Here is a 21,194-nt window from a genome sequence, read left to right as displayed (position 1 = left end):
TGGTCGAAGGAGAACCGGTCTCCGGGGATGCCTCACTGCCATTGCAAGCCCCCAATGGCAGCATGGCAAGACAGATGACTGCGGCACTCAGTGGCATACGCCAACGCGATGTACAAAACAACATAGTCCGAACGGATCATGGCCTGAAGATCAACAAGCCGAATTGGTCAACAACGCGTCATCATCGGCATTCCAGGGCGTGTTGTCGCGCGGATAACTGCGGCCTTTTGGTAGCTCTTACATCCGATTACGGCTGTCACTCGATCGTCTTGTCATGAGGACGTCGCACAGGTTCTGCACACTGCAGATTGCCATATCGCTGTCGAGCCTTGCATGCACCTGGTCTTCTTCTGCCACCCGCCATTCATGCGGTCCCAAAGCATGCCGCGATTCGCCCGAATGATTGGTGAAGCCATGAAGGACAAAGGCCATCAGATCGAGTACTGGTCGCCCCAAGATCGTTGCCACCGCCGACTGGAAGGTACGCGACTGGCCAAATGGGCTGGCTATGTGGACCAGTACATCCTCTTTCCACTGGAGGTTCGGTGGCGCCTTCGCTCACAGTCGGCCCGCACCTTGTATGTCTTTTGCGATCAGGCGCTGGGCCCCTGGGTTCCGCTCGTGCATCAAAGGCCGCACGTGGTTCACGCGCATGATCTGCTGGCACTGCGATCCGCATTGGGTCTGATCGCCGAGAACCCCACTTCGCTGACCGGGCAGGTCTACCAGCGCTACATACGCCGAGGCTTCAGCAAAGCCTCGCACTTCATCAGCGTGTCCCAACGTACCAAACGTGATCTGGCGGAGTTTGGAGGCGTTCGCGGCCTGACTTCTGAAGTCGTGTACAACGGCTTGAACCACCCCTACCAGCGGATGGCACAGACTCAAGCCATGGAGGCCTTGCGGCAAGCAGGCGTACCGGCTGATGAGCGTGGGCACGTCCTGCACATCGGCGGAGGCCAGTGGTACAAGAACACAGCGGGCGTCATTCGACTCTATGCGCGCTACGCGGCAAGGCACGCCACGCCCCTCCCCCTGCTGATGGTGAGCCCTGAACCCAACTCATCTGACGTCCTGAAGGCACTGGCTGAGGTACCCTCGCAAGGCCAGGTCACGTTCACGCAGGGATTGGGCAACGAGGCCATCCAGGCGGCCTATTCGCTGGCGCAGGTGTTTCTCTTTCCCAGCCTGGCTGAAGGCTTTGGCTGGCCCATCATCGAGGCCCAGGCATGCGGATGCCCGGTCATCACCAGCGATGATGCCCCCATGAACGAAATCGGCGGGCCGCTGGCGCACTATTTGCCCGTGCTGCGCCCCGGCATGGACAAGGATGCGTGGGCGCGGGATGGCGCCGCCCTCGTCGACGAACTGATCGCCACGGGTGCCGCGTCAGACAGTGAGCTGATCCAGCGCCGCATGGAATGGGCAGCACAGTTCACGCGCCAACATGCCATCGATGCTTACGAGCGCATTTATCAGGCCATCCTGGACCAGGCCTGACTGCCAGCCCTCTAGCCCTGTTGCCGAAGCTCCTCGGCCTTGAGCACGATCATGTACTCGTAGATGGCGCGCAAAATCGCATACACCAGGCCGGCGCGGCCATCGAGAAAACCGCGCTTGCCGATATAGAGCCCCATGAACATCACGAGCGGGCGCAATGGCAATCGGTAGTACAGGCCCTTCTGGTGCCGGCGGCGCACGCTGATGTCGCGCGAGAAGACAGCCTTGATCAGGCTGAAGGACGCGTTCGCATCGGCCGCACTCACGATGTGACGGGCCTCTTCACTGCTGTAACCGTTGTGCTTGCTGAACCAGTGGCTGATGCCCTTGCTGAAAGGATAGTGGTCAAAGTGCGCATCCAGATCCCCCACCTCGCCATCAATGTGCGTGACCGGGTTGATCACACGTTCGTATGACACGTGCGCAGGCTTGAAGATGCGCACCTGATAGGGCGTCACCGTGACGTGGCGGATCCAGGTCCCCAGAAAGTAATCCTTGCGCAGCAAGCGAAAGCCCACCAGGCTGGTCTGGCTGCTCGACAAGTTGCGCAAGGCCTTCACGAGGCTGTCTGTCGCGCGCTCGTCGGCATCCAGCGCCAGCACCCATTCGTGCTTGAAGGGAATGTGCCGAAGTCCCCAGTTTCGATGCCCGGCCTCATCGCCCCCGAAGGGCGCATCCGAGTTGGTGTAAGTCCGCTGCGTCACGTGGGCGCCCATGCGCTGCGCGATCTCCACGGTGTCGTCCGTGCTGCCGGAGTCATAGACATGCACATCGTCGCACCAGGAGACGCTGCGCAGGCAGCCGGGCAGATCGGCGCGCTCATTCTTGGTCAGGATCAACACCGACACTTTGATCGGGTTCTCAGCCACGTAGCCTCCGCGTCTTGATTCGTCGGGCTGGATTGCCTGCGTACACGCCCCACTCCCCGTCCACTGGCGTTCTCGTGAGCACAGCGCGTGCACCAACGACACACCCCTTCGGCACCGATACACCCGGGCCAACGAAGGCTTCGGTGCAGACCCAGGCCTGCTCGCCAATGTGGATGTCTGCCGCCTGCAGTTGAAAGAGGGGATCGTTGTAGTCATGCGTGCCGCCGCAAAGGTGGGCGCCTTGAGAGATCACGGCCTCCCTGGCGATGTGCAGCCTGCCCATGTTGTAGAAGATCGCACGCTCACCGACGCCCACCCGGTCTTCAATCTCCAGCTGCCATGGTGCCCATACCTTGCAGGAGGCATGGATATGCACCTGCTGACCAATGCGCGCACCAAACAACCTCAAGAGGCTCACGCGCCAGGCATGCAGCGGCCTCGGGGACGGGCGAAACAGCAAGGCCCAGGCAAGCCCCCAGAGAGCACGCGCTACACGGTTGCCCAAGGAAAACGATGGGCCGGCGCGGGAATCAGTCCCCTGAAGGATCACGAGCGAGCTCCTGTGTGGTGAATCTTGTCAAGACGCTGATGATGCGTGAAGGGCTTAACGCAGACATGTCCAGACATGAGCCATTCGGATCACATCAACTGAATCTCCTCGCCCCTCACACGAACCACAGACACCGGTCAGCAACACCTTCGCCGTTCGGACTATTCCCCGCGACTTGGTGGCGTTACACGCTTTTTGAATCATCCGCAGCCAAGAGGCCAACGATGAAAATCCTGATCTACAGCGCGAACTACGCCCCCGAGCCAACCGGCATCGGCAAATACTCTGGCGAGATGGCCGAGTGGCTGGCCGCGCAAGGCCACGACGTCCGCGTCGTCGCTGCGCCGCCCTACTACCCGAACTGGAAGATCGCCGAAGGCTACCGTTGGCCGATGTATCGCCGCGAGCGCATCCAGAACGTGGATGTCTGGCGTGCCCCCTTGTGGGTACCGGCCAGGCCGAACGGCCTCAAGCGCATTCTGCATACGCTCAGTTTTGCCATCAGCTCCGCCCCGGTGATGCTGCGTCAACTGGCCTGGAACCCCGATGTGGTGTTGACCGTGGCACCCGCCCTGGCCTGTGCCCCCATGGGCTGGCTGACCGCGCGCCTGTGTGGCGCCACCGCCTGGTTGCACGTGCAGGACTTCGAAGTCGACGTGGCCTTCCAGATGAGCATGCTCAAGGGTCGAATTCTCAAGAACGCCACACTGTGGTGCGAGCGCCATCTGCTGCGCCGCTTTGACAAGGTCTCTACCATCTCGAGCAAGATGATGGAGAAGCTTCGCAGCAAGGGCGTTCAGCCCGATGCCATCGAACTGTTCCCCAACTGGGTTGACACCGCCGGCGTCAACCCGCTGGACAAACCCAGCAGCTATCGCGAGAGACTGGGCATCAAGCCCGATCAGATCGTGGCCATGTTCTCTGGTACTTGGGGCAGCAAGCAGGATCTGCCCGCCATCCCAGCTGCGGCGCGCTTGCTGGCCCACCGCAAGGACATCGTGTTCGTGATCTGTGGTGACGGCGTGATGCGGCCCGCCATCGAGGCCGCTTGCGCGGATCTGCCCAATGTTCGCCTGCTGCCACTACAGCCCAAGGAAGAGCTCAGCGAGCTGCTGGGCATGGCCGACATCCACCTGCTCACGCAGAGCGCCGAAGCCGAGGACCTGGTGTTGCCTTCCAAGTTGACGGGCATGCTGTCGAGTGGCCGCCCTGTCGTGGCCACCTGCCACGCCCACACCGAGTTGGCCAACGTGCTGACCCACTGCGGCATCATCGCGCGGCCAGGTTGTGTCAGTTCGCTGGCTCAGGCCGTTCAGGTGCTGGCTGATGCACCGGCACGCCGCCAGGAGTTGGGCGCCCACGCGCGCACCTACGCCGAGCACAGCTTTGCCAAGGAGAGCATCCTGGCGCGCTGGATGGGCCAGTTCGAAATGGCAAGGCTGCCTGCTGCGGTCGGTGTCTATACGGAAAACGAAGCGAACTGAACTCGGGAGGGCAGCGCCCACTCCTCAAGGCACGGAAGCGGCGCACCAATGAAAACGGCGACTCAACGTGCAGGTTGAGTCGCCGTTTTCATTTGAGGTGCTCTCGTCAAGGAGCGGAGGGTTTCAGGCGTGCCGCATCCAGCTTGTCCTGATACTGAGCCTTGGTGTTCTCGAGCGTGACACGTGCCGTCTGAATGAAGGGCTCCTGGCTGGTCAGAACCTCGACCAGGCCTTTGCGCTCGTAGCGGCCCAGCAGATCCTGCCCCAACTCGTACAGCGCTGCATTCTGAGTGCGGCACTGCTCATGCTGATCACTCACGTTCTGGAGGCGTGACTGGCTGCTGGCCAGCGCTGCCGCTGCCTGTTGGCCTTGACGAGCGGCTTGGGCCTTGCTGTCTTCCAGGGTCTTTTGCAGTAGCGCGACCTGCTGAACGAGCTGTTCCTTGTCCTGCTTGAGCGTATTCAGCTCGGACTCGAGCGTCTGCACGCGGCGCGTCGCTGCGCTGGCGGCACGCCGCTGAGCTTGAACGTCAACCTGCACGGACTGCAAGGTAGCCGCCAGGGCGGCCTTGTCAGCGCTGGCCTTGGCCTGCGCATCCTGAATCGCCGCGTCCTTCTCTTGCTGTTGCTGACGTAGCTGCAACTTGAGGCGACGAAGCTGCTCTTGCTCGCGGTCGCCGGAGTCAGCCAGGGCATGGGTGGCCATGAACAAGGCCAGCACGGCCGTGATCACGGGGCGCATGCCGACTGGGCGTAGCTGTTTGTCAGAAGCGCACATTGAGGTCCACCTGCAGTGAGTTCACGCGGTATTGCGCATTGGGTTCGAACTGGTCGTTGATGGGCGAGTCAATCGTGCGCGACGACAGATAACGCATGCCCAGGCTGGTGTTGCGGAACAAGCCGTAAGTGAACCCGATCGTGTAGCCCTGCACGTTGGTACCGCCCAGGCCCAGATCGCTGTCATTGAATGCATCCAGCACGGCGTCCGAGCCCAGATAGCGGTAGGACACGACACCCTGCCACTGCCCCGGCTCTCGCACTTCCGCGGCGCCGAAGGCTGCCTTGAGCTGGTAACCCTTGTCCTTGCCACCTGGATCGAGGTTGAGGCCGGAGCGACGCTGGAAGTCGGCCTTGTCAAAGCCCGTGTTCTTCACGAACTCGGCCGACAACAACAGGCTGTAGGGGCTGAAGTGCGTGAACTCGGCCGAAGCAGTCAACACCAGGGGCTTGAACTGGTAGGCCAGGCCCCACACGGGCGCCAGGTTGGACGGCGACGCGGGGTTGGTTTCGAACAGGGTGTTGCCCTTCTGACGCAGGCCCGCTCCGTATTCATACTGGCCATACGTCGCACCGGGCGAGAAGGTCGATCCCGACAGGCTGTAGTCCTGATCCTGACGGCCTGCCAGGTTCTTGTACTGGTAGTAGGCCACCCCGAACTTCAGGCGTGTGCGCTCGGCAGGCACCCAACTGGCACCAGCCTGGGCGCCATACAACCAGCGTCCTCCGCGGGTGGGCGGAGACTCTTCACGCAAGGGGAAGGCGCCCACGGTGGCAAAGGGCACAAAGCTGGCTTCGGGCTCCTCCCAACGCGCCGTGGTGGCCAGGCCTTCGAAGTTGAGGTTCTCGCTCCAGACCATGTCGGTGCTGAACCAGGGGTTGGGGAAGCGGCCGGCCAGCACGTCCACGCCGTCAACAGGGGTCAAACGCACGAAGGCGCGGTCCACCAGCAAGGGGTATTTGTTGAAGCTCTGGCCCAGTGTCTGGTTGGTGGAGACACGGTCTGCTGTGCTCCCGGTGGCCAGGCGTACACCCACACCCACTTCGTCGGCCACCTTGGCCGTGATGCCCAGACGCAGACGAATGCGTTCGCGGTTGCGGTTGTCGGTGGTGGAGCCGGTGGCCACGCCCGAGTTGCCCGACAGGTAGCTGGCGAAATCGGCCGCACGGATGGTGCCGTCATTGAGGTCTTCGCTGGCCAGGTAGTTATAGGCCGGGGTGTTCTTGCTGCCGGCATGGTCGGACTGGTAGCGGAAGCGGAAGTCACCGTCCACCTTGATGCGGTCCGTCCAGGCTGCGGAGGCATTGGGTACCCCCCAGCGTTCGGCGCGCGCTTGCGTCAGGACTTCTTCCTTGACCTCGTTGCGGATCTGGGCCTTCATGGCATCCGACACGTAGGGGATGCGCTGAACGGGCTTGGCTTCGGCCGTGGGCGCTGTCGTTGTCGCCGCAGCCTGCGCTGGTGAGGCATGCTTGGCTTGCGCCTGCTTGACCATGGCGTCCGCCGCATCGCGGCTGATCACGCCTTTTTCCACCAGGGCATTGATCAGGCCCAGCGTGGTTTGACGCAATGCTTCAAGCGATTCGCGTTCGTCGGCATGGGCCAGGCCCGCACACAGCGCCAGACTCAAGGCCGTCAGCTTGGGCCACCAGCTTGTCTTCATGGATTTCATAGCTTCACTTCAAAGGTCAACCCGTCATGCGGTTGGAGATGGCCAGCCGCACCGGCTGGCGGATGCCCGCAGGCATGTCTGAAACAGTGGGCAGGCGCGCGAACGACTCCCGCAAGGCGCGGTCGATCTTGTCGTCGCCGGTCGGCTCGTCGAGCTGCACACGCTGGATCACACCGCGTTCATCGAGCCAGACACTGACTTTCACGCGGTAGTCACCCAGCTTGATGGACTTGTCGCGGGCCAAGGCCTGCTGGATGTGTTTTTGAAGGCGGCGGCCGAACAGGGCTTCCTGCAGGCGATCGCCAGCGCCGCCCTGACCTGTACCGATCTCGCCCTTCTGATATTCCTTGTTGACCTGGCCAGCAGAGAAGGCGCTCGGACCATTCCCGGCTTCGCCGTCCATCTTGATCGGCTCGGGCTCGGGCGCCTTGTCCAGCGGCTTTTGTTCTTCCTGCTGGGGCTGGGGCTTTTGCTCCTTGATCTCAGGCTCAGGCTTCTTTTCCACAACAGGCGGAGGGAGCGGCGGAGGCGTATCCGGCAACACCGCGATCTTCACGGTCTGGCGCTTGGGGCCACCGCTCTCGGCGTGAAACGATGTCACGGCCCAATAGATACCCCCGGCCAGCGCAAGCCCGCCTCCCAGCAAGGCCAGCTTGCCACCCCAGCCGGTGCTCTCGTCGTCTTGAACGTCATCGGCCACTGCCATGAGTGCTCCTCATGTGCCGATGCGGGCCGTGACCAGCCCCATCGACACTTCCAGCTTGTTGCACAGGTCGATGACGGCCACCACCTTCGCGTACTGCGTGCGCGAATCACCCTTGATGGCCACGCTCATCTTGGCATCCTCGGCCTTGGCCTGCTGCAGACGCGTCTCCAGTTCGGCCATGCTGACAGGCACCCCATTGAGTGCCAGCGTGCCCTCGGGCAGCACCTGCACGATCTTGAGCGGGTGCTTCTCGGTGCTGGGCTTGTTGCTGGGCTTGGGCATGCTGACACTCAGCCCCTGCACAGACGCGGTCGTCATCAGGATGAACACCACAAGCAACACATACGCGAGGTCCAGCATGGGCGTCACGTTGATGGTGTCGTAGGGTTTGGCGTCGTCTTGAACTTGCATGGGGTGTTGTGCCTTATTGCAGGCGCTTGGTCGCCAGGCCGATCTCGGTGATGTCGAGCTTCTTGGCAATCTCCAGCACCGCCATCACCTTGTCGTATTGAGTGGCTGCATCAGCCTTGAGCACCACAGGCAAAGCGGGGTTGGCCGCCTTGTACTGCGCCAGCGAGGACTGGAGCTGATCCAGGCTCACAGGGTAGGCATCAAGGTAAACCTGGCCATCGGCCGTGATCGTGATGCCACGTGTTTGCGGCTTGGCGAGGTTGTTGGTGGCCTGGGTCAGGGGCGGCTGAACCTTCACGCCCTGAACGGAGGCCGTGGTCATGATGATGAAGGTCACCAGCAGCACATACGCCAGGTCCAACATCGGGGTGATGTTGATGTCGTCGTAAGGCTGGTTATCCGCTTTGACGTCGCCGGCCATCTCGTGCCCCTGCTCAGCGTGCGCCGTAGGTTTCGGCCACGCGCGTCACGAACTCGTCGACGAAGATCTGCATGTCCGACGAAATGTTCTTGATGCGTGCGGCCAGATAGTTGTAGCCAAACAGCGCAGGGATGGCCACGCCCAGACCCGCCACCGTAGCCAGCAGGGCTGCCGCGATACCTGGCGCAATGGCATTGACGTTGACGTCGCCCGCTGCCGCAATGGCCGCGAAGGTGATCATCACGCCCACCACGGTTCCCAACAGGCCGAGGAAGGGGCCACCGGAGATGGCGATGGTCAGCAGCACCATCTTCGAATTGAGCTCGTGGCTTTCGCGTACGAGGTCGGCGTCAATGGCCGCCTTGACTGCATCGATGGAGGCACCAGACAAGGCCTTCGCACCCGTCTTGCCTACATCTCGCTTGTTCAGTTCACGAAGGCCGGCTTCGTACAGGCGTTGCAGCGACGAGTGCTTGAGCGCCTTGACCTCGATCTGCATCACATCACGTGCATCGCGGAAGCGCTTCAGGAAGTCCCGGTTGGCCTTGTCCGCACGGCCCACGAACACGGCCTTGGCATACATGACCCAGGCAGCAACGGCAAACATCACGCCGAGGATGCCGATCACCACCCAGGCGTCCACCGTGAGGTTGCCCACCAGGATGCCGAAGTAGCCCGGCTCCCCGCCACCATCCTTGGCGGTATCCGGGGTCTGGCTGACACCGACCACCAGCTTGGCATCGGCGCTTTGTGCGGCGTGTGCGAACTTGAGCCAGTCCGTGCTGCGCACCGTGTTGGCGATTTCCAGTTCGTCGATTTGCGCGGTCAACTCCTGGCCCAGGCTGATGTCGCCCTCGATCGGCGTGGTGGACGCTGCCAGGTCGGCTTGTGCGGCTTGCTCGCCATTGAGGAACAAGGTCAGCTTGCTGTTGCCTACCACCACGGCCACATGGGCCCAGGCCGAGGCCGGCAATTCACCGCCAATGGCTTGCACCTTGCCCAGGTCGGCCTGCAACTTGCCCGCGTTCAGTGCAATCGTCAATGGTGACTGCTTGAAGATGATCCCCGTCAAAGTGGTGGGCTTGACCCACATGCTGACGGTGTAGGGGCCGGAAGCCGAGGCCTTGAGTTTTTCGCTGGAGGGAATCACCAGCGCACGTTGACCATCCAGCTTGGCAGCAGGGCCAATAAGGCCATTGGTTTCACGGACCACGGCAGCCGACGTGGCGATCTGACTGACCGCATCTTGCGCAGGTTCGCCATCCTTGCCTGCGAACGAGAAGGCGGCGCTCATGCTGCCGTCGTACACGGCGGTCGACGTTGACTCGGCTGCAGCCTTTTCATTGCCGGCGTAGACGTACACGACGTTCTTGTCGGTACCAGGCGCCACGCTGGGCACCTGCACCCAGATCACGGCCAGTTCGTTGGTGCCGTCAAAACGCTCGACCCAGTACTTCAAGAGGGTCTTGTCGTCTGCGGCGACCACGCGCAGGTCCGCACCATCAGCCTTGGCCGACAGGAAATCGAAATTGCCGGAATGCAGGCGCACGGGCACCACCACACCCGACAGGGCTTCCTTGGTCTCCACGCCTTGCGCTGTGGTGTTCAAGGTGATCTTGGCCCGGGCCTTCCAGTCGCCATTCCACCAGGCGTGAGCAGAGGTGGAGAAAAGGCCGCCCATCAGGGCTGCACCCAGCATCAAGGATCTGACAGTGTTCATGGGGATCAGTCCGTCTTAATACAAACGGCTATTGTGAAAAACGCATGTGTCGCCCTCGGGAAAACGCATGATCCATCAGGACCACCATTCACGACGAGGTGGTGTCACAGCTTGGTCATAAAGGACCGACACCCCGCAGACGGGGGTGTCGGTTGGGAGGCGAGCCTGGCTCAGCGCCTGGTGCAGGCTTTGGCCTTGTCCTTCTTCGTGTCGTCGTCTTCGCAAACCTCTTCTCCCTTTGCGGGAGACGGGTTGCCTGCGGCAGGCGCGTTCGCGTCATCGCCCATGCCCAGCAGGTCGACCGTCACCAGGGATGAGGGATCCTTGGGCTTGCCCTCCTGACTGGCGGCTGCGGCTTGCGCGCCGGCTGCTGTCTGGCTTGGGACGCTGGTGTTGACGTTGATGGCCACGTTCACGGAGACCGCAGGCGGTGCGCCGTTGACCTTGCCGGAGATGTTGTCACCACCGAGCACACCCTTCCCACCCAGGTTGATGTCGCCGCCACCCTCATTGCGAATCTGCGCGTCCAGTGCGCGGATTTCGCCGTTGGGCGCATTGAGATAAACCTGCCCCACAGAGCTACCTTCAGACGACTTGAGTCGGCCGATGCCACTACCCGTTGTGAGCGGCGGCAACTCGAAACTCACGCTGCCATCTTTGTTGCGAACGGCCACCGGCGGCGGCACGGTCACATCAGTATTGGCACCGCGGCCGGCATCCAGGCTGCCATATGAGGACCACAGCATGATGTCGCCATTGCCGACCACGAAGGTCTTCTGGGCGTTGACCAGAAAGTCGCCAGCCGACATGGCACGGATGCTGCCGCCACCATAGGTGACCAGACCATGGTCCTTGGCCTCGTCCTTTTGCTTTTGCGTCAAGGCGTTAAGGCCCACCAGCACACCACCACCGGGGGTCAGCATGTCGATGCCGCCAGTGTTCAAGTCACCCTTGCCCTGGGTCTGCACGCCACTGCCGGCGATCTGCATGTCACCCACAAACTGGAAGCCTTTGCCCAGGCCAGCCAGGTCAATGGCGGCGAAGGCCTTGTCGTAAAGCGCCTGGCGCTTGGCCGTGGCCAATGCGTTGGCGACCGGGTCTGCTGACAACGCCACATCGGCCGCGGCCTTGCCCCAGACCTTGAGCTCGTTCATGAGCACGTCGGTCTTGAATTGGGCAAAGGCGGTGCTGTCATAGGCGGTGTCGGCTACGCCCAGGCTCGCTGCCTTGGCTTGCCAGGCCTTGGCGTAATCACTGCCGCTGCCCAGATAGGATTGGACAAACGCCTTGTTGACCACAGCATCGGCGAAGGCCACCTGATGGTCTCGGCTGAAGGCCTTGTAGTAGCTCAAAGCCTGGTCATACGCCGCAGCCTGGTCAGCCGGCAGATCAACATCAGTCAGCTTGAGCACCTGTTTCACATAGGTCACCAGCTCGGCTCGGGCTGAATCTCCAACCGGCATGAATCGCTGGGTGAAGGTGTCCACATCCAGTGTCTTGGCCATGCCTGCGGCCAGCATGATCCTGGCCGAATCTGCCGACAGCTCGGTGTTGTACTTGTTGCCAACGGTACGCACGCCACCGGCGTCACCCAGATCAAGCTGGCGGCCCGCCGTGACGTGCAGCGCGCCAGGGCCTGCGAGGGCGATCAGACCAGCGACGCCCCCCAGGCTCGAAGAGAACGAGCCCGTGTTCTTGCCGATGATATTGCGCCCCGCTTCAATCACCGTGATATCGCCAGCGTGGTATTGCTGGCCCACATAGGTCAGCTGGTTGATGTCGCGGCCTGCCGTGATCTGAGCAGCTTTCGGCAGGTTGAACGCAGCGCCGGCCCAACCCGACTCCGTGCTGCCGATGTCACGATCGGCATGAACGTGCACCACGGTTGTGTCAGCTTCGTGCAGCGTGGACGATGTCAACCCACCCGCGCCAGAGGAAGCGTTGGGTGCGCCGCCAACTCGATAGCTCGCAAACTGTCCCGCTGTGTCTGACAAAGTATTCAGCTTTTGTACGTCGACCGCTGACTGCAAGCTCGGCCACAGATCCAGACTGCCGTCGGCCATCGTCACGCGGGCTTTCTCGCTCATCTTCACATCGCGCCCCGCGTACACCTCCAGTTGACCTTGCGGTGACGGGAACAAGGTCAACATCAGACCGCCGGAGGGCATGCTGAAGATCACGTCCTTCGACAAGGCAGACAGAGCCAGCGAAGGGGGCGCGATCATGGTCAGCCTGTAGTTGACGCCGAATGCCGTTGGCAGCTTGTCCAGCCCCGCGATCTTGTCGAGTTGATTCAGGTACTCCTTGTAGCCGTCGTTTTCAGGTGTCCATTTCACGTCACCCGCGATGCTGGTGACGGACAAGCCGGCGTCTGAACCATAGCTGAAGTAGGCCGACTGATCCGCTTCCATGCGGCTGGATGCAGGCAGAATCGTCGGGTTGTATGCGGCCGCCATCGTCACATCCTTGCTCGCCTGCAAGGCCACATGACCATCTATCAGGCCAACCAGGGTACCGACCTGCGGTACCTTGGCGTTGAGGCTGTCACCTCTGGTAATGGCCCCACCTGCCTGAACCAGCGCATTGCCGCGTCCCAGAAAGTACACACCGCCAGCGATGTCCTGTCCAGCGCGCACGTTGATGTCGCCGCCGTTGTCAACCAGCGTGATGCGTTGCCCCGTTGCATCGTCCGTTACCTGCCTCATGGAGGTGGGTGCCACCACGCCAAGGTTTCTGATGGATTGGGTAGCGCGCACGTCGATGTTGCCGCCACCAAATGAGCCCACGCCCTGCTTGAAGCTGTCAAAGAAGCTGAACCACGAACCACCAGCATCCTCGCTGGCCCCCGTGTGCTCGAACCAGTTGTTGATCACTTGCGCTGCTGCTGGCGCCACGATGTTGCGGCCAGCCACCAGCGACACACGCCCACCATGATCCGTGAACTGTGCCCATTTGTTGGCTGAGAATGACTGCCCGGATGGCATCTCGGCGCGTTGCCCCGCCACATACACCACCGCCTGAACGGGTGAAGTGCCCGTGCCGGCCTTGAGTTCAATGTCCTGCGCCGCGGCCAGTTCAATAGAGCCAGCGGTAGTGCGCACCATCTTGCCGCCATCGATACGCAGGTTGCCTGTGGCCGCCTTGGCATCAGTCTTGAGCACATTGGCTGCAGTCAAGTCCGCACCTGCGACCAGGCGGAAGGATGCGGCCGGCCCGACCTTGACTTCGGTGGGCTCGCTGTCGCCCGCTCCAATGCGCGTGGCGGTGGCAAAGCCATCGCTCAAGCTGCCCTTGATGTTGAGGTCGCCAGCTGCACGGATGGTGAGGTTCAGAGGCTCGCCACCGGCACGCTCGTCATTCCACAGGTTCCAGTCCTTGCTGACCTCGAAGTTGCCAACGGATCGAATCTCCACGCCCGAGCGCAGGTGCGCGTTGGCGAAGCCACCCAGGCCCAATGCACTGGCGATGGCGTCCTTGCTGGCCATGAAGTCGTCGTTGTCGGCCATCAGGCTGATCTGGCCCAGCGTGGTGCCGGAGCTCGCGCCTGTCGTCAATCTGGTGCCGGTGTAGATGCGCACGGCTTCCACGGTGAACTCACCGGCCCTGACCTTTGTGTTGGGACCGATGGCGTCCACGTTGACGCGCAACTCATCGGACAGGTTGCCATCGTCATTACGCTGGGCACGAATGACCACACGGCCATCTTTGTCGTCATCCCCCCCGGCAGACAGCGTCACGCCGTCCTGGATGCGGACCTGTCCCTCGGACGAGGCAAGCAGAATGTCGCCACCATTGGCACCGATGCGTGAAGAATCGGCCAGCACGTCTGCACCAATGATCAGATCCTGCCCGGCTGCCAATTGCACCACGCCACCTTGTGGTGCACGGGCATCAATGGTGCCCTTGTGCGTGGCGATCTGGCCGTTGCCTTGCAGCGTCCGGCTTTGGCCCAGCGACAGGCTGCCGGCGTCGGCGCTGATGAACACGCGCTGTGCCGTCAGCTCGGTGTTGAGCGATTGCGCACCTTCGCGGATGCGCCAGTCCACCTCGCGGTGCACGCCGCCTGCCTTGGCGATGTCGGCAAGGCGGTCCAGCGTGCCATGCGTGATCGCCACCGCCTGTGCTGCTTCCGACAGGCCTGAGGCGGGCTCGTTCCTGAGTCCTTGTGCATCCACCGTCAGGCTTGCAGACAACCGATCGCTGCCAGCACCGCCCTTGAGGCTGGCGTCGGCACCCACAACCAACTGGCCGCGGTAGCCATCGGTCGGGTTGTATCCATTTGCCAGCAGTGTCACGGTGCCCGCGGCTTGCCCTTGATCAGGCTTGCTGCTGGCCACCGGTGCCGACACATCGATCTGGCCGCGCCAGATCAGGTCACCCTGCACCGCTTGCACGGTGACATCGCCACCAGGTGCATCGACCGCCCACGTCTTGCCCACTGGTTGCGTCCAGCCCGCTGCCTTGGTGACCGACCGCTCGGTCAAGGTCACGGTATCACGGCGTTGCGTACTGTTGCCTTTGCCTGTGATGTTGATCTTGCCAGAGGCCACGTCCAGCAGGCCGTCCTGCACCACACGCTCACCACTCAGACTCAAGGCGCCGCCGGCACCGACACGTTCGCCCAGCGTGCGTGCATTGGCTGTCGATGTGATGGTCAATGTGGCAGCGCTGTCGACACCATGGTCGGCTGTACCCGTAGCGGTCACGCGGGCCGCGGCCAGGGTGACGTTACCCTGCGTGCCCAGCTTGCCCTTTCCGTCGAAGACGATGTCGCCCTTGGATGACAGGCTGCTGTTGGCAAAGGCCAGGCGCTGTGAGCCTTCGCCAATGGTGATGCCACCCGTGGTCTTGTCTGACAGCACGGGCTCAGCCTGGATAGCCAGCGTCGACGTACCGGTTTCAGTCGTCGAGGGGGCAATGCCCGATGTGTTGCGCAAGACGACGCTCTGGGCCGTCACGCTGACCACGTCACCGTTTTGGCCCAGGCCACGCAGTTGCGGCGCATCCAGCACCACCTTGCGCAGCAGCGGCTTGCCATCCGAGGCACGTGCATCAAAGGCCTGCGAGCCCTTGAAATCGATGCTGCTGTAGCTGCGCAGCTGCATGCTGTCGGCGCCCTTGAGCGAGTTCAGCAAGACACCATCCAGCGCCACCGCGCCAACCGTGTCCGCTGCGCCACCCACCACGATACGTGGCGCACCCAGGCCAAACTGTTTGGCGTTGATCGAGGCTTTGGCGCTCAGGTTCAGGCTGTTGGATGCATCCAGTTGAACGGCCTGGCCCGTAAGGGTAGCCTGCCCGATGTTGAGCGTACCCTGGTTGACGGTCACGCCGCTCAAGTCACGCCTGATGTCGGTATTGGTATTTTGGCTGACCACAACCGCCGCACCCTGCCCCTTGATCGTGAGCAGGTTGGCCTTGTTGCTGACCACACCTGCGGCCGTCAGCTTGACGCCATCGTCCACCGTGACAGTGTCCGTGGCCACGGCGATCACTTCGCCCGCGGACAAGCCGCTGCTGGCCACGCGCACCGTGCTGGCCGCGACTGAGGCCGTGGCCCCCTCCACGGTGCCAGTGCGGGTGCCGCCGAGCATGATGCTGCCTGCGTGTGTGTCATTGAGCGATTGCGCAGATACGCGCGCCGAACCGGCTTCCACCAGAACTGCTTTATCCCCATCGTCAACCACGGTCATCGATGGCATGGTGATGTCAAGCTGACCAGCGGAGAACGCACCCCGGCCCGCCAGGTTGAACTGTCCCAGCAGGTCAAATGCGCCATTGGCACTCAGGGAGATGCGGCCGGCGTCACCAGCCAGGCTGGGCAGCAAGTTGTCCAGTTGCACGGCGCGATCTGTCAGCAGTTTGTTGATGGAAGTCAACGCGTAGGCGGACTTGGCACGGAAGGTGGCCGCCGATTCAAGCATGAAGGTCTGACGAGGGTCACCACCCGTTATGCCCGTGCCAGCAGCAGCGCGCTGGCCCGACACGAACACACTGCCATCATCCTGCGTGATGGCCTGACTCAAGATTCCACCTGCACCTACATTGGCGGCAGACACCAGCACCGCCCCCGGCAACAAGGCATAGCGAGAGGGCAGCAAGGTATAGCTTCCTTGCGCCAACACACCATTGGCCGTCGTGATTGTGATCTTGTCGCCCGCTTGCAGCGTCGTGCCGTTCAGCGCATTGGACTTGGCAATCTCGGTGTCATACGGCGCGAAGTCGTACTGGTAATTGGGCAGAACCGCGAACAAACCGGCTCGGTTCAGTGTGTCAGTGCTGCCGCCTACACCTCGGATGAATTCCCAGGCTTGCAGATCGCCGCCGGCCTGCGCCTGGATGAGGCTTGTGTTGCTCAGGCTGATGCCCTGGCCCTTGATCTCGATGCCCTTGGCCACCGGCAGACCCTCCAGATTTTTGACCACTGGCGTGGTCGCCGATGAATCGGTAGGGTTGGGCGTGTAGACCCAGCTGCGCTCATTGACCGTGGTACCCACAGGCACCGTCACGCCATCACCTGACACGGACAGTGTGCTGCCAGCACCCAGCGCCACCTTGTTGACGGCATTGAGCGTCAGCGCGCCAAAAGGCTGTCGCAGGACACCGTCGTGCGCGATCTCATCGGCGTTCAGCGTGAGCGAGGCCAGTGCACTCAGCGGGGTGTCGCTGGTCGATCCGCCTGCAGATGGCTGTGCCGTCTTGAGCGTGGAATGCCCCAATACACCTTGCACCGTGAAGTTGGACAGGGTGCTGGCATAGCTCTGGCCTGCGCGCAAGGTCAGCACACCATCGAAGCCCAGGTAGCCGGTCAAAACGACGCTGTTGTTGTCGAAAGTGCGGCCAATGAAACGGATCTCGCCATCACGGCGGGTGTTGCCAAAGGACTTGTCCAGCGTGGCATTGAGGTCGACAGACTGCCAACCCTGGAAGGCCGACTTGCCGTACACCTCAATGAGGCCAGCGTTCACCGCCAGCGTGGCGTTGCCGGCTGCGGAAGCCGGGCGGCTGTCGACGGTGGTGCCAAACTTGTTGCTCAGATTGACATCGCCGAGCGCCACATAGCTGGCGCGCAACTCATGCGTACCGCCATCCTCGGCCTTCAAGACGGGCGAAGACACGGTGATGGCCCGCAGTTTCTGTCCATCGGAGGTGCCGATGCTGGCACCCTTGTCCAGCAGCACGCGGTCATCGGCCCGCAGGCTGATGCGGTCAAAGCCGGCATCAGCCAGTTGCTGAGCCGACACGACGCCTTCGCCATAGGCGGCTGCATGTGAGGCCACCTCACCTTGCGTGGCAGTAAGGCGGACCACGCGATCGGCACCTGGATACTTCGATTTGTTAAGGGTCGCATCGCCCTTGCCCTCGCGACTGACCGACGCGATGAACTCACCTCCACCCACCGAAGCATCAGGTGCCTGGGCATGAATGTCCCCCATGAGCGAAAACCCGTCCGCCCCGCCCACCTTCACACTGCCCGCCCCCTGGCTCACTGTGGTGCGACGTGAACCACGCCCCAGATTCAGTTGCGCCGATTGCCCGCTGACATCAATCAACGAGGCCGCCAGCTTGTCAGTGGCCGCTTCCGTGATCACGCGGCCGCGTTGGCCACTTTCCTCATCAGTGGGGTTGTAGTTCAGGCTGATGGTGCCTCCACCCAACACGGTACCGGTCACGCGCTCCTGACCACCCACGGTTTGCGTCAACGTACGGGCCACACCTGACACATCGATGCGAGAGCCGGCGCTCAGGCGAACCTCGTTGTCGGCCACATAGCCCACAGCATCGGCTGAATTCTTTTCCTCGGGCTGACTGCTACCGCGACGCCCCGTCAGGGTCATGGCCACTGAACCGCCGTGCGCTGTGATGCCGGCCTCTTGCCCCAGAACGATCTGGCGCCCCGCCAATACCGTGAGGCGTCCACCTGCGCCCAGATCAAGCTGGGCACTGGCGCCGATGCGCACGCGTCCGCCTTCCTTGTAGCCCTCGCGATTGTCCAGGCTCGGTTTGACGGCTGAGAGCGTCAGGTTGACGGGGGCGCGTTGTGCATCATTGACTTCCGTGGTGAGGAACAAGGCAGAGCCATTACCGCCACCTACACGCGCCGCGTCAAGCTGGTAATTCTTCAAGCGCGGCGTCAGCATCGTGCCAGCCACCACGTCCACATCACCCAGCGAAGCCAACTCAAAGCTACCAAAGCCGTTGTCACTGAAGAAGGCTGTGCTCAGCTGCAAATCGTCGGCCTTGCCGCCCTGCCCGATGGACACGCCTGGCACACCTTTGACACTCAATTTGCCGCCGGATTGGAAGTCATAGCCGCTCAGGCGCCCATCCAAGGTCACCGTGCCAGCCAAGGTATTGGTCTGATCAACATTGGCCTCCAGGGCCACAGAACCGGCCTTGCCGGTGGTGATGCCACCCGTGCTCGCACGCCATGCGCCTGCGGATACATCGATCTGGCTAGCCCCGCTCAGACGCACCGAGCCGCCCGCTTTCAGCGTCACAGAACCACCGTTCACGTCTACCGGCACGGAGCCCGTGGCCACACCCAGTTCATCGAGCTTGTTGCCCGATACATCTATCGTCGCCTCCTGCCCCAACACCACGTCACCGATGGACGACAGGTTGACGCTGCCACCCGCTGCCTTGATCTGACCATCAATCTGAATGTGCGTGGCTTTATTGGCGATGAACGATCCGGTAGGACCCAGGTCCAGGCGGGCGTTCCTGTCCACGTTCAACCCGGCGGCATACACCGACAGGTCGGCAAAGCCGCCCTTGTTCAAGGTGTCCGCAGTGAGCTGGTTGCGCAGCGATGAAGCACCTACCAGTTGAGCCATGGCTGAGGCGTCCAGACCAGATACCGATTCCAGCGTACTTGAACGCGCCCCGCTCACCGTGACGCCATCCATGGCGTGCGCCAGTTCATCGGAAAAGCCCAGCGTCAGGCGCGCCCCCAAGGGCCGAACCAAACCATACAGGTCCGGCCGCTTTGAAAGGTCCACCCTGGACGAAACGAGGCCGCCCCGCTGATATGGGCCGACCACCACATCGCCCTTGAGTGTGCCGTCGCCAACGTAGAACTGCGGCGCAAACAGCTGAATCTCACCGCCATTCTTTCCCTCCACGTAGCTCGCTTGCAGGGTGGCCGTGCCACGACCGGTTCCGGATATCAGCTCGTCGTACTTGACGCCCGCCTGGGCGTCCTCCAGCTTGATCAGCGTGTCGCCCTTGCGCAGCAGGCTGCTGGTGATGCTGCCGGCCTCGTAGCGCACGCTGCCGCCGGACACATCGATCCTGGCGCCATCGGCCACCACGGTGCTACCTTGCGCCTGGACCTTGACGGTACCGGCCTTGGTGGAAATTTCTTCAGCAGTGCGGCCGACCAGGTTATAGAAACCCGTGACATTGGCCACCTTGACCAGGCTGCGAGCGTCTGCCGACACCTCACTGCGGTACAGCACGCCCCCCCGTTGAACGGGAGAGTCGGCCAACTCATTGGCGAAAAGGCGACCGTTCAACTGGTTGCGGCTCATCGCCAGCGACACGTCACGCAGACCAGCGGCACTGATCAGCGCACCGTCTTCCACGACGATGCTGCTGTTGTCCTTGCTCAAGGTGGCTGAAGCCGTGCTGAGCAAGGCCGACTGCGACGCATCCTCTGCGGCCAACAAATTGATCTTGCCGTAGGGTGCCAGCACCTGAGCACCTGCTTGCACACGGATGTTGGCGCCATTGATTTCGATGCGCGACTGGTTGAACGTTTCCGCGTCCGTCTGGGTCGGCGTTTCAAATTTCTTGGTGTCCTCGTTATAGGCCTGTGCAGTAGATGGTGTGACCTGGGTCACGCTGCCCGATCCCAGCTCGACGGTACCCAACTGCGCTGCGATACGCGGTGTCGCACCGTTATCCCCAACCGGCGCTTTACCACTGAAAACAGTGGTCGACTTCTGTGCCTGCAGGTAGATCGCCCCGTTCTGCCCCTTCACCGCCGTAGTGGCCGTGAGGACGCCGTTGTTGCGCACAGTCAGCCCAACGAGGTTGATGGAGCCTTGCTCGGCCACGATCTGGTTGACCTTTTTGGCCAGACCTTCCGTGTTGTCTGGCGTGCTACGGTCCACCGTCTTGCCATCCACCGTGCGGTACTCGGCCGCTGTGGCGTTCTCCACGGTATTGACACCGGCCGGGCCCGATGCAAATGGGTCCACGGCCACCAACAGGCCACGTTGTGCCGGGTCCAGTGAACTGTAGAGGTAGACCTTCTTGCCAGCCGCCAATACAGCCTGCCCCTTGGGCGTCTCGATCGTACCTTCGTTGTAAACCTTGGGAGCGATCATCAACACATCACCACCAGCCAGGGCCTTCACCTCTGCGCCACGCTCAATCGTGATGAAGCCGTTCGGGTTGGCGTCGTCACCGCCGAACATCACCTGGCCATCACGGTTGGCACGCAGGCCTTTGGTGATGGCCTCTTCGGTCATCTTCAAGGCGGTGGTCACGAAACGACCGGTCTGTACACGGGCTGTAGCGCCAAAGATCACGCCATGGGTGTTCTCCAGGATCACCTCGCCATTGGCCGTGATCTTGCCCATGATGACGGTCGGGTTCAGGTCCCAGATGCGGTTGTAGGCCGAACCGCCCTTGGGTTGGTTGAACAGCACGCTGTAGTCGGCACCCACATTGAAGCTGTCCCAGTTGATGATGACGCGGTTGTCGTACTGGTCAATCTGCGTGGTGAGGCCGTCTGGGTTGGTGACCTTGAACTGCGACGCCTTGCCCGCATCGCGCGCAGCACTCCACACGGGGCCGGTACCGCGTGCAATGCTGAAGGTCGACGCGCGCATCATGGTATCCACGATGCTGCGATTCGCCGAGGGTGTCGCATCCCGCGCACCGGCCACGCCAGTCAGGGCCATGGACACCAGGGTGACGCCGGCGACGGCACGGGCACGAGTCTGTCCGCCTGCGGCCTTGCCTGCTGCACGCACGTTCTCGGCGGCAGGCACGCGCATGCCACGCTTGCGATCAAAAACCAGACGGTGGATGTGCTTGTTCATGTCAACTGCTCCAGGGTTTCACTACAGGG

General features: G+C 62.2%; 11 protein-coding genes. 2 read left to right on the top strand and 9 right to left on the bottom strand.

All coding sequences use genetic code 11. The features are described from left to right. Positions 1-333: 333 nt before the first annotated feature. Positions 334-1,500, top strand: coding sequence for a glycosyltransferase (locus tag VFW93_RS13860; protein ID WP_329694576.1), 1,167 nt, complete (start codon positions 334-336; stop codon positions 1,498-1,500). A gap of 11 nt (positions 1,501-1,511) precedes the next feature. On the opposite strand, the gene VFW93_RS13855 is transcribed toward VFW93_RS13860, so the two are convergent. Together VFW93_RS13855 and VFW93_RS13850 are read right to left on the bottom strand one after the other, a co-directional pair. Continuing rightward, positions 1,512-2,369, bottom strand: a complete 858-nt coding sequence (locus VFW93_RS13855) for a glycosyltransferase family 2 protein (protein ID WP_329694575.1) — start codon at positions 2,367-2,369, stop codon at positions 1,512-1,514. After that, complete coding sequence (locus tag VFW93_RS13850; protein ID WP_329694574.1) at positions 2,362-2,787, bottom strand: putative colanic acid biosynthesis acetyltransferase; 426 nt, start codon at positions 2,785-2,787, stop codon at positions 2,362-2,364. Before VFW93_RS13850 ends, VFW93_RS13855 begins: the two co-directional genes overlap by 8 nt. A gap of 356 nt (positions 2,788-3,143) precedes the next feature. Here VFW93_RS13850 and VFW93_RS13845 point away from each other — a divergent pair, with 356 nt between their 5' ends. Next, the gene (locus VFW93_RS13845) at positions 3,144-4,403 is read left to right on the top strand and encodes a glycosyltransferase WbuB (protein ID WP_329694573.1); all 1,260 of its coding nucleotides are present in this window, start codon (positions 3,144-3,146) and stop codon (positions 4,401-4,403) included. A 106-nt stretch (positions 4,404-4,509) separates the two neighbouring features. On the opposite strand, the gene VFW93_RS13840 is transcribed toward VFW93_RS13845, so the two are convergent. From VFW93_RS13840 to VFW93_RS13810, 7 genes are all read right to left on the bottom strand, one after another. Next, positions 4,510-5,181 (bottom strand): hypothetical protein, encoded by a 672-nt coding sequence (locus tag VFW93_RS13840; RefSeq protein ID WP_329694572.1) that lies wholly within the window; start codon positions 5,179-5,181, stop codon positions 4,510-4,512. Next, positions 5,168-6,844 (bottom strand): putative porin, encoded by a 1,677-nt coding sequence (locus tag VFW93_RS13835; protein WP_329694571.1) that lies wholly within the window; start codon positions 6,842-6,844, stop codon positions 5,168-5,170. Before VFW93_RS13835 ends, VFW93_RS13840 begins: the two co-directional genes overlap by 14 nt. A gap of 25 nt (positions 6,845-6,869) precedes the next feature. Then, the gene (locus tag VFW93_RS13830; RefSeq protein ID WP_329694570.1) at positions 6,870-7,559 is read right to left on the bottom strand and encodes a hypothetical protein; all 690 of its coding nucleotides are present in this window, start codon (positions 7,557-7,559) and stop codon (positions 6,870-6,872) included. Between the two features lie 9 nt (positions 7,560-7,568). Continuing rightward, positions 7,569-7,970: a biopolymer transporter ExbD gene (locus tag VFW93_RS13825; protein WP_329694569.1), complete on the bottom strand. Its 402-nt coding sequence runs from the start codon at positions 7,968-7,970 to the stop codon at positions 7,569-7,571. Between the two features lie 13 nt (positions 7,971-7,983). After that, positions 7,984-8,391 carry an ExbD/TolR family protein gene (locus VFW93_RS13820; RefSeq protein WP_290694723.1) on the bottom strand — a complete coding sequence of 136 codons (408 nt, stop codon included), beginning with the start codon at positions 8,389-8,391 and terminating at the stop codon, positions 7,984-7,986. A gap of 13 nt (positions 8,392-8,404) precedes the next feature. Further along, positions 8,405-10,111 (bottom strand): DUF2341 domain-containing protein, encoded by a 1,707-nt coding sequence (locus tag VFW93_RS13815; RefSeq protein ID WP_329694568.1) that lies wholly within the window; start codon positions 10,109-10,111, stop codon positions 8,405-8,407. Positions 10,112-10,281: 170 nt separating this feature from the next. Continuing rightward, entirely contained in the window at positions 10,282-21,165 is a 10,884-nt protein-coding gene (locus VFW93_RS13810; RefSeq protein WP_329694567.1) for a filamentous haemagglutinin family protein, read from the bottom strand. Between the last annotated feature and the right edge of the window lie 29 nt (positions 21,166-21,194).

The sequence above is a fragment of the Aquabacterium sp. genome, from assembly GCF_036279675.1.
Classification (GTDB): domain Bacteria; phylum Pseudomonadota; class Gammaproteobacteria; order Burkholderiales; family Burkholderiaceae_C; genus Aquabacterium.
Note: the sequence above shows the minus strand (reverse complement) of the source record. Positions and strands in the feature narration are given on the sequence as shown.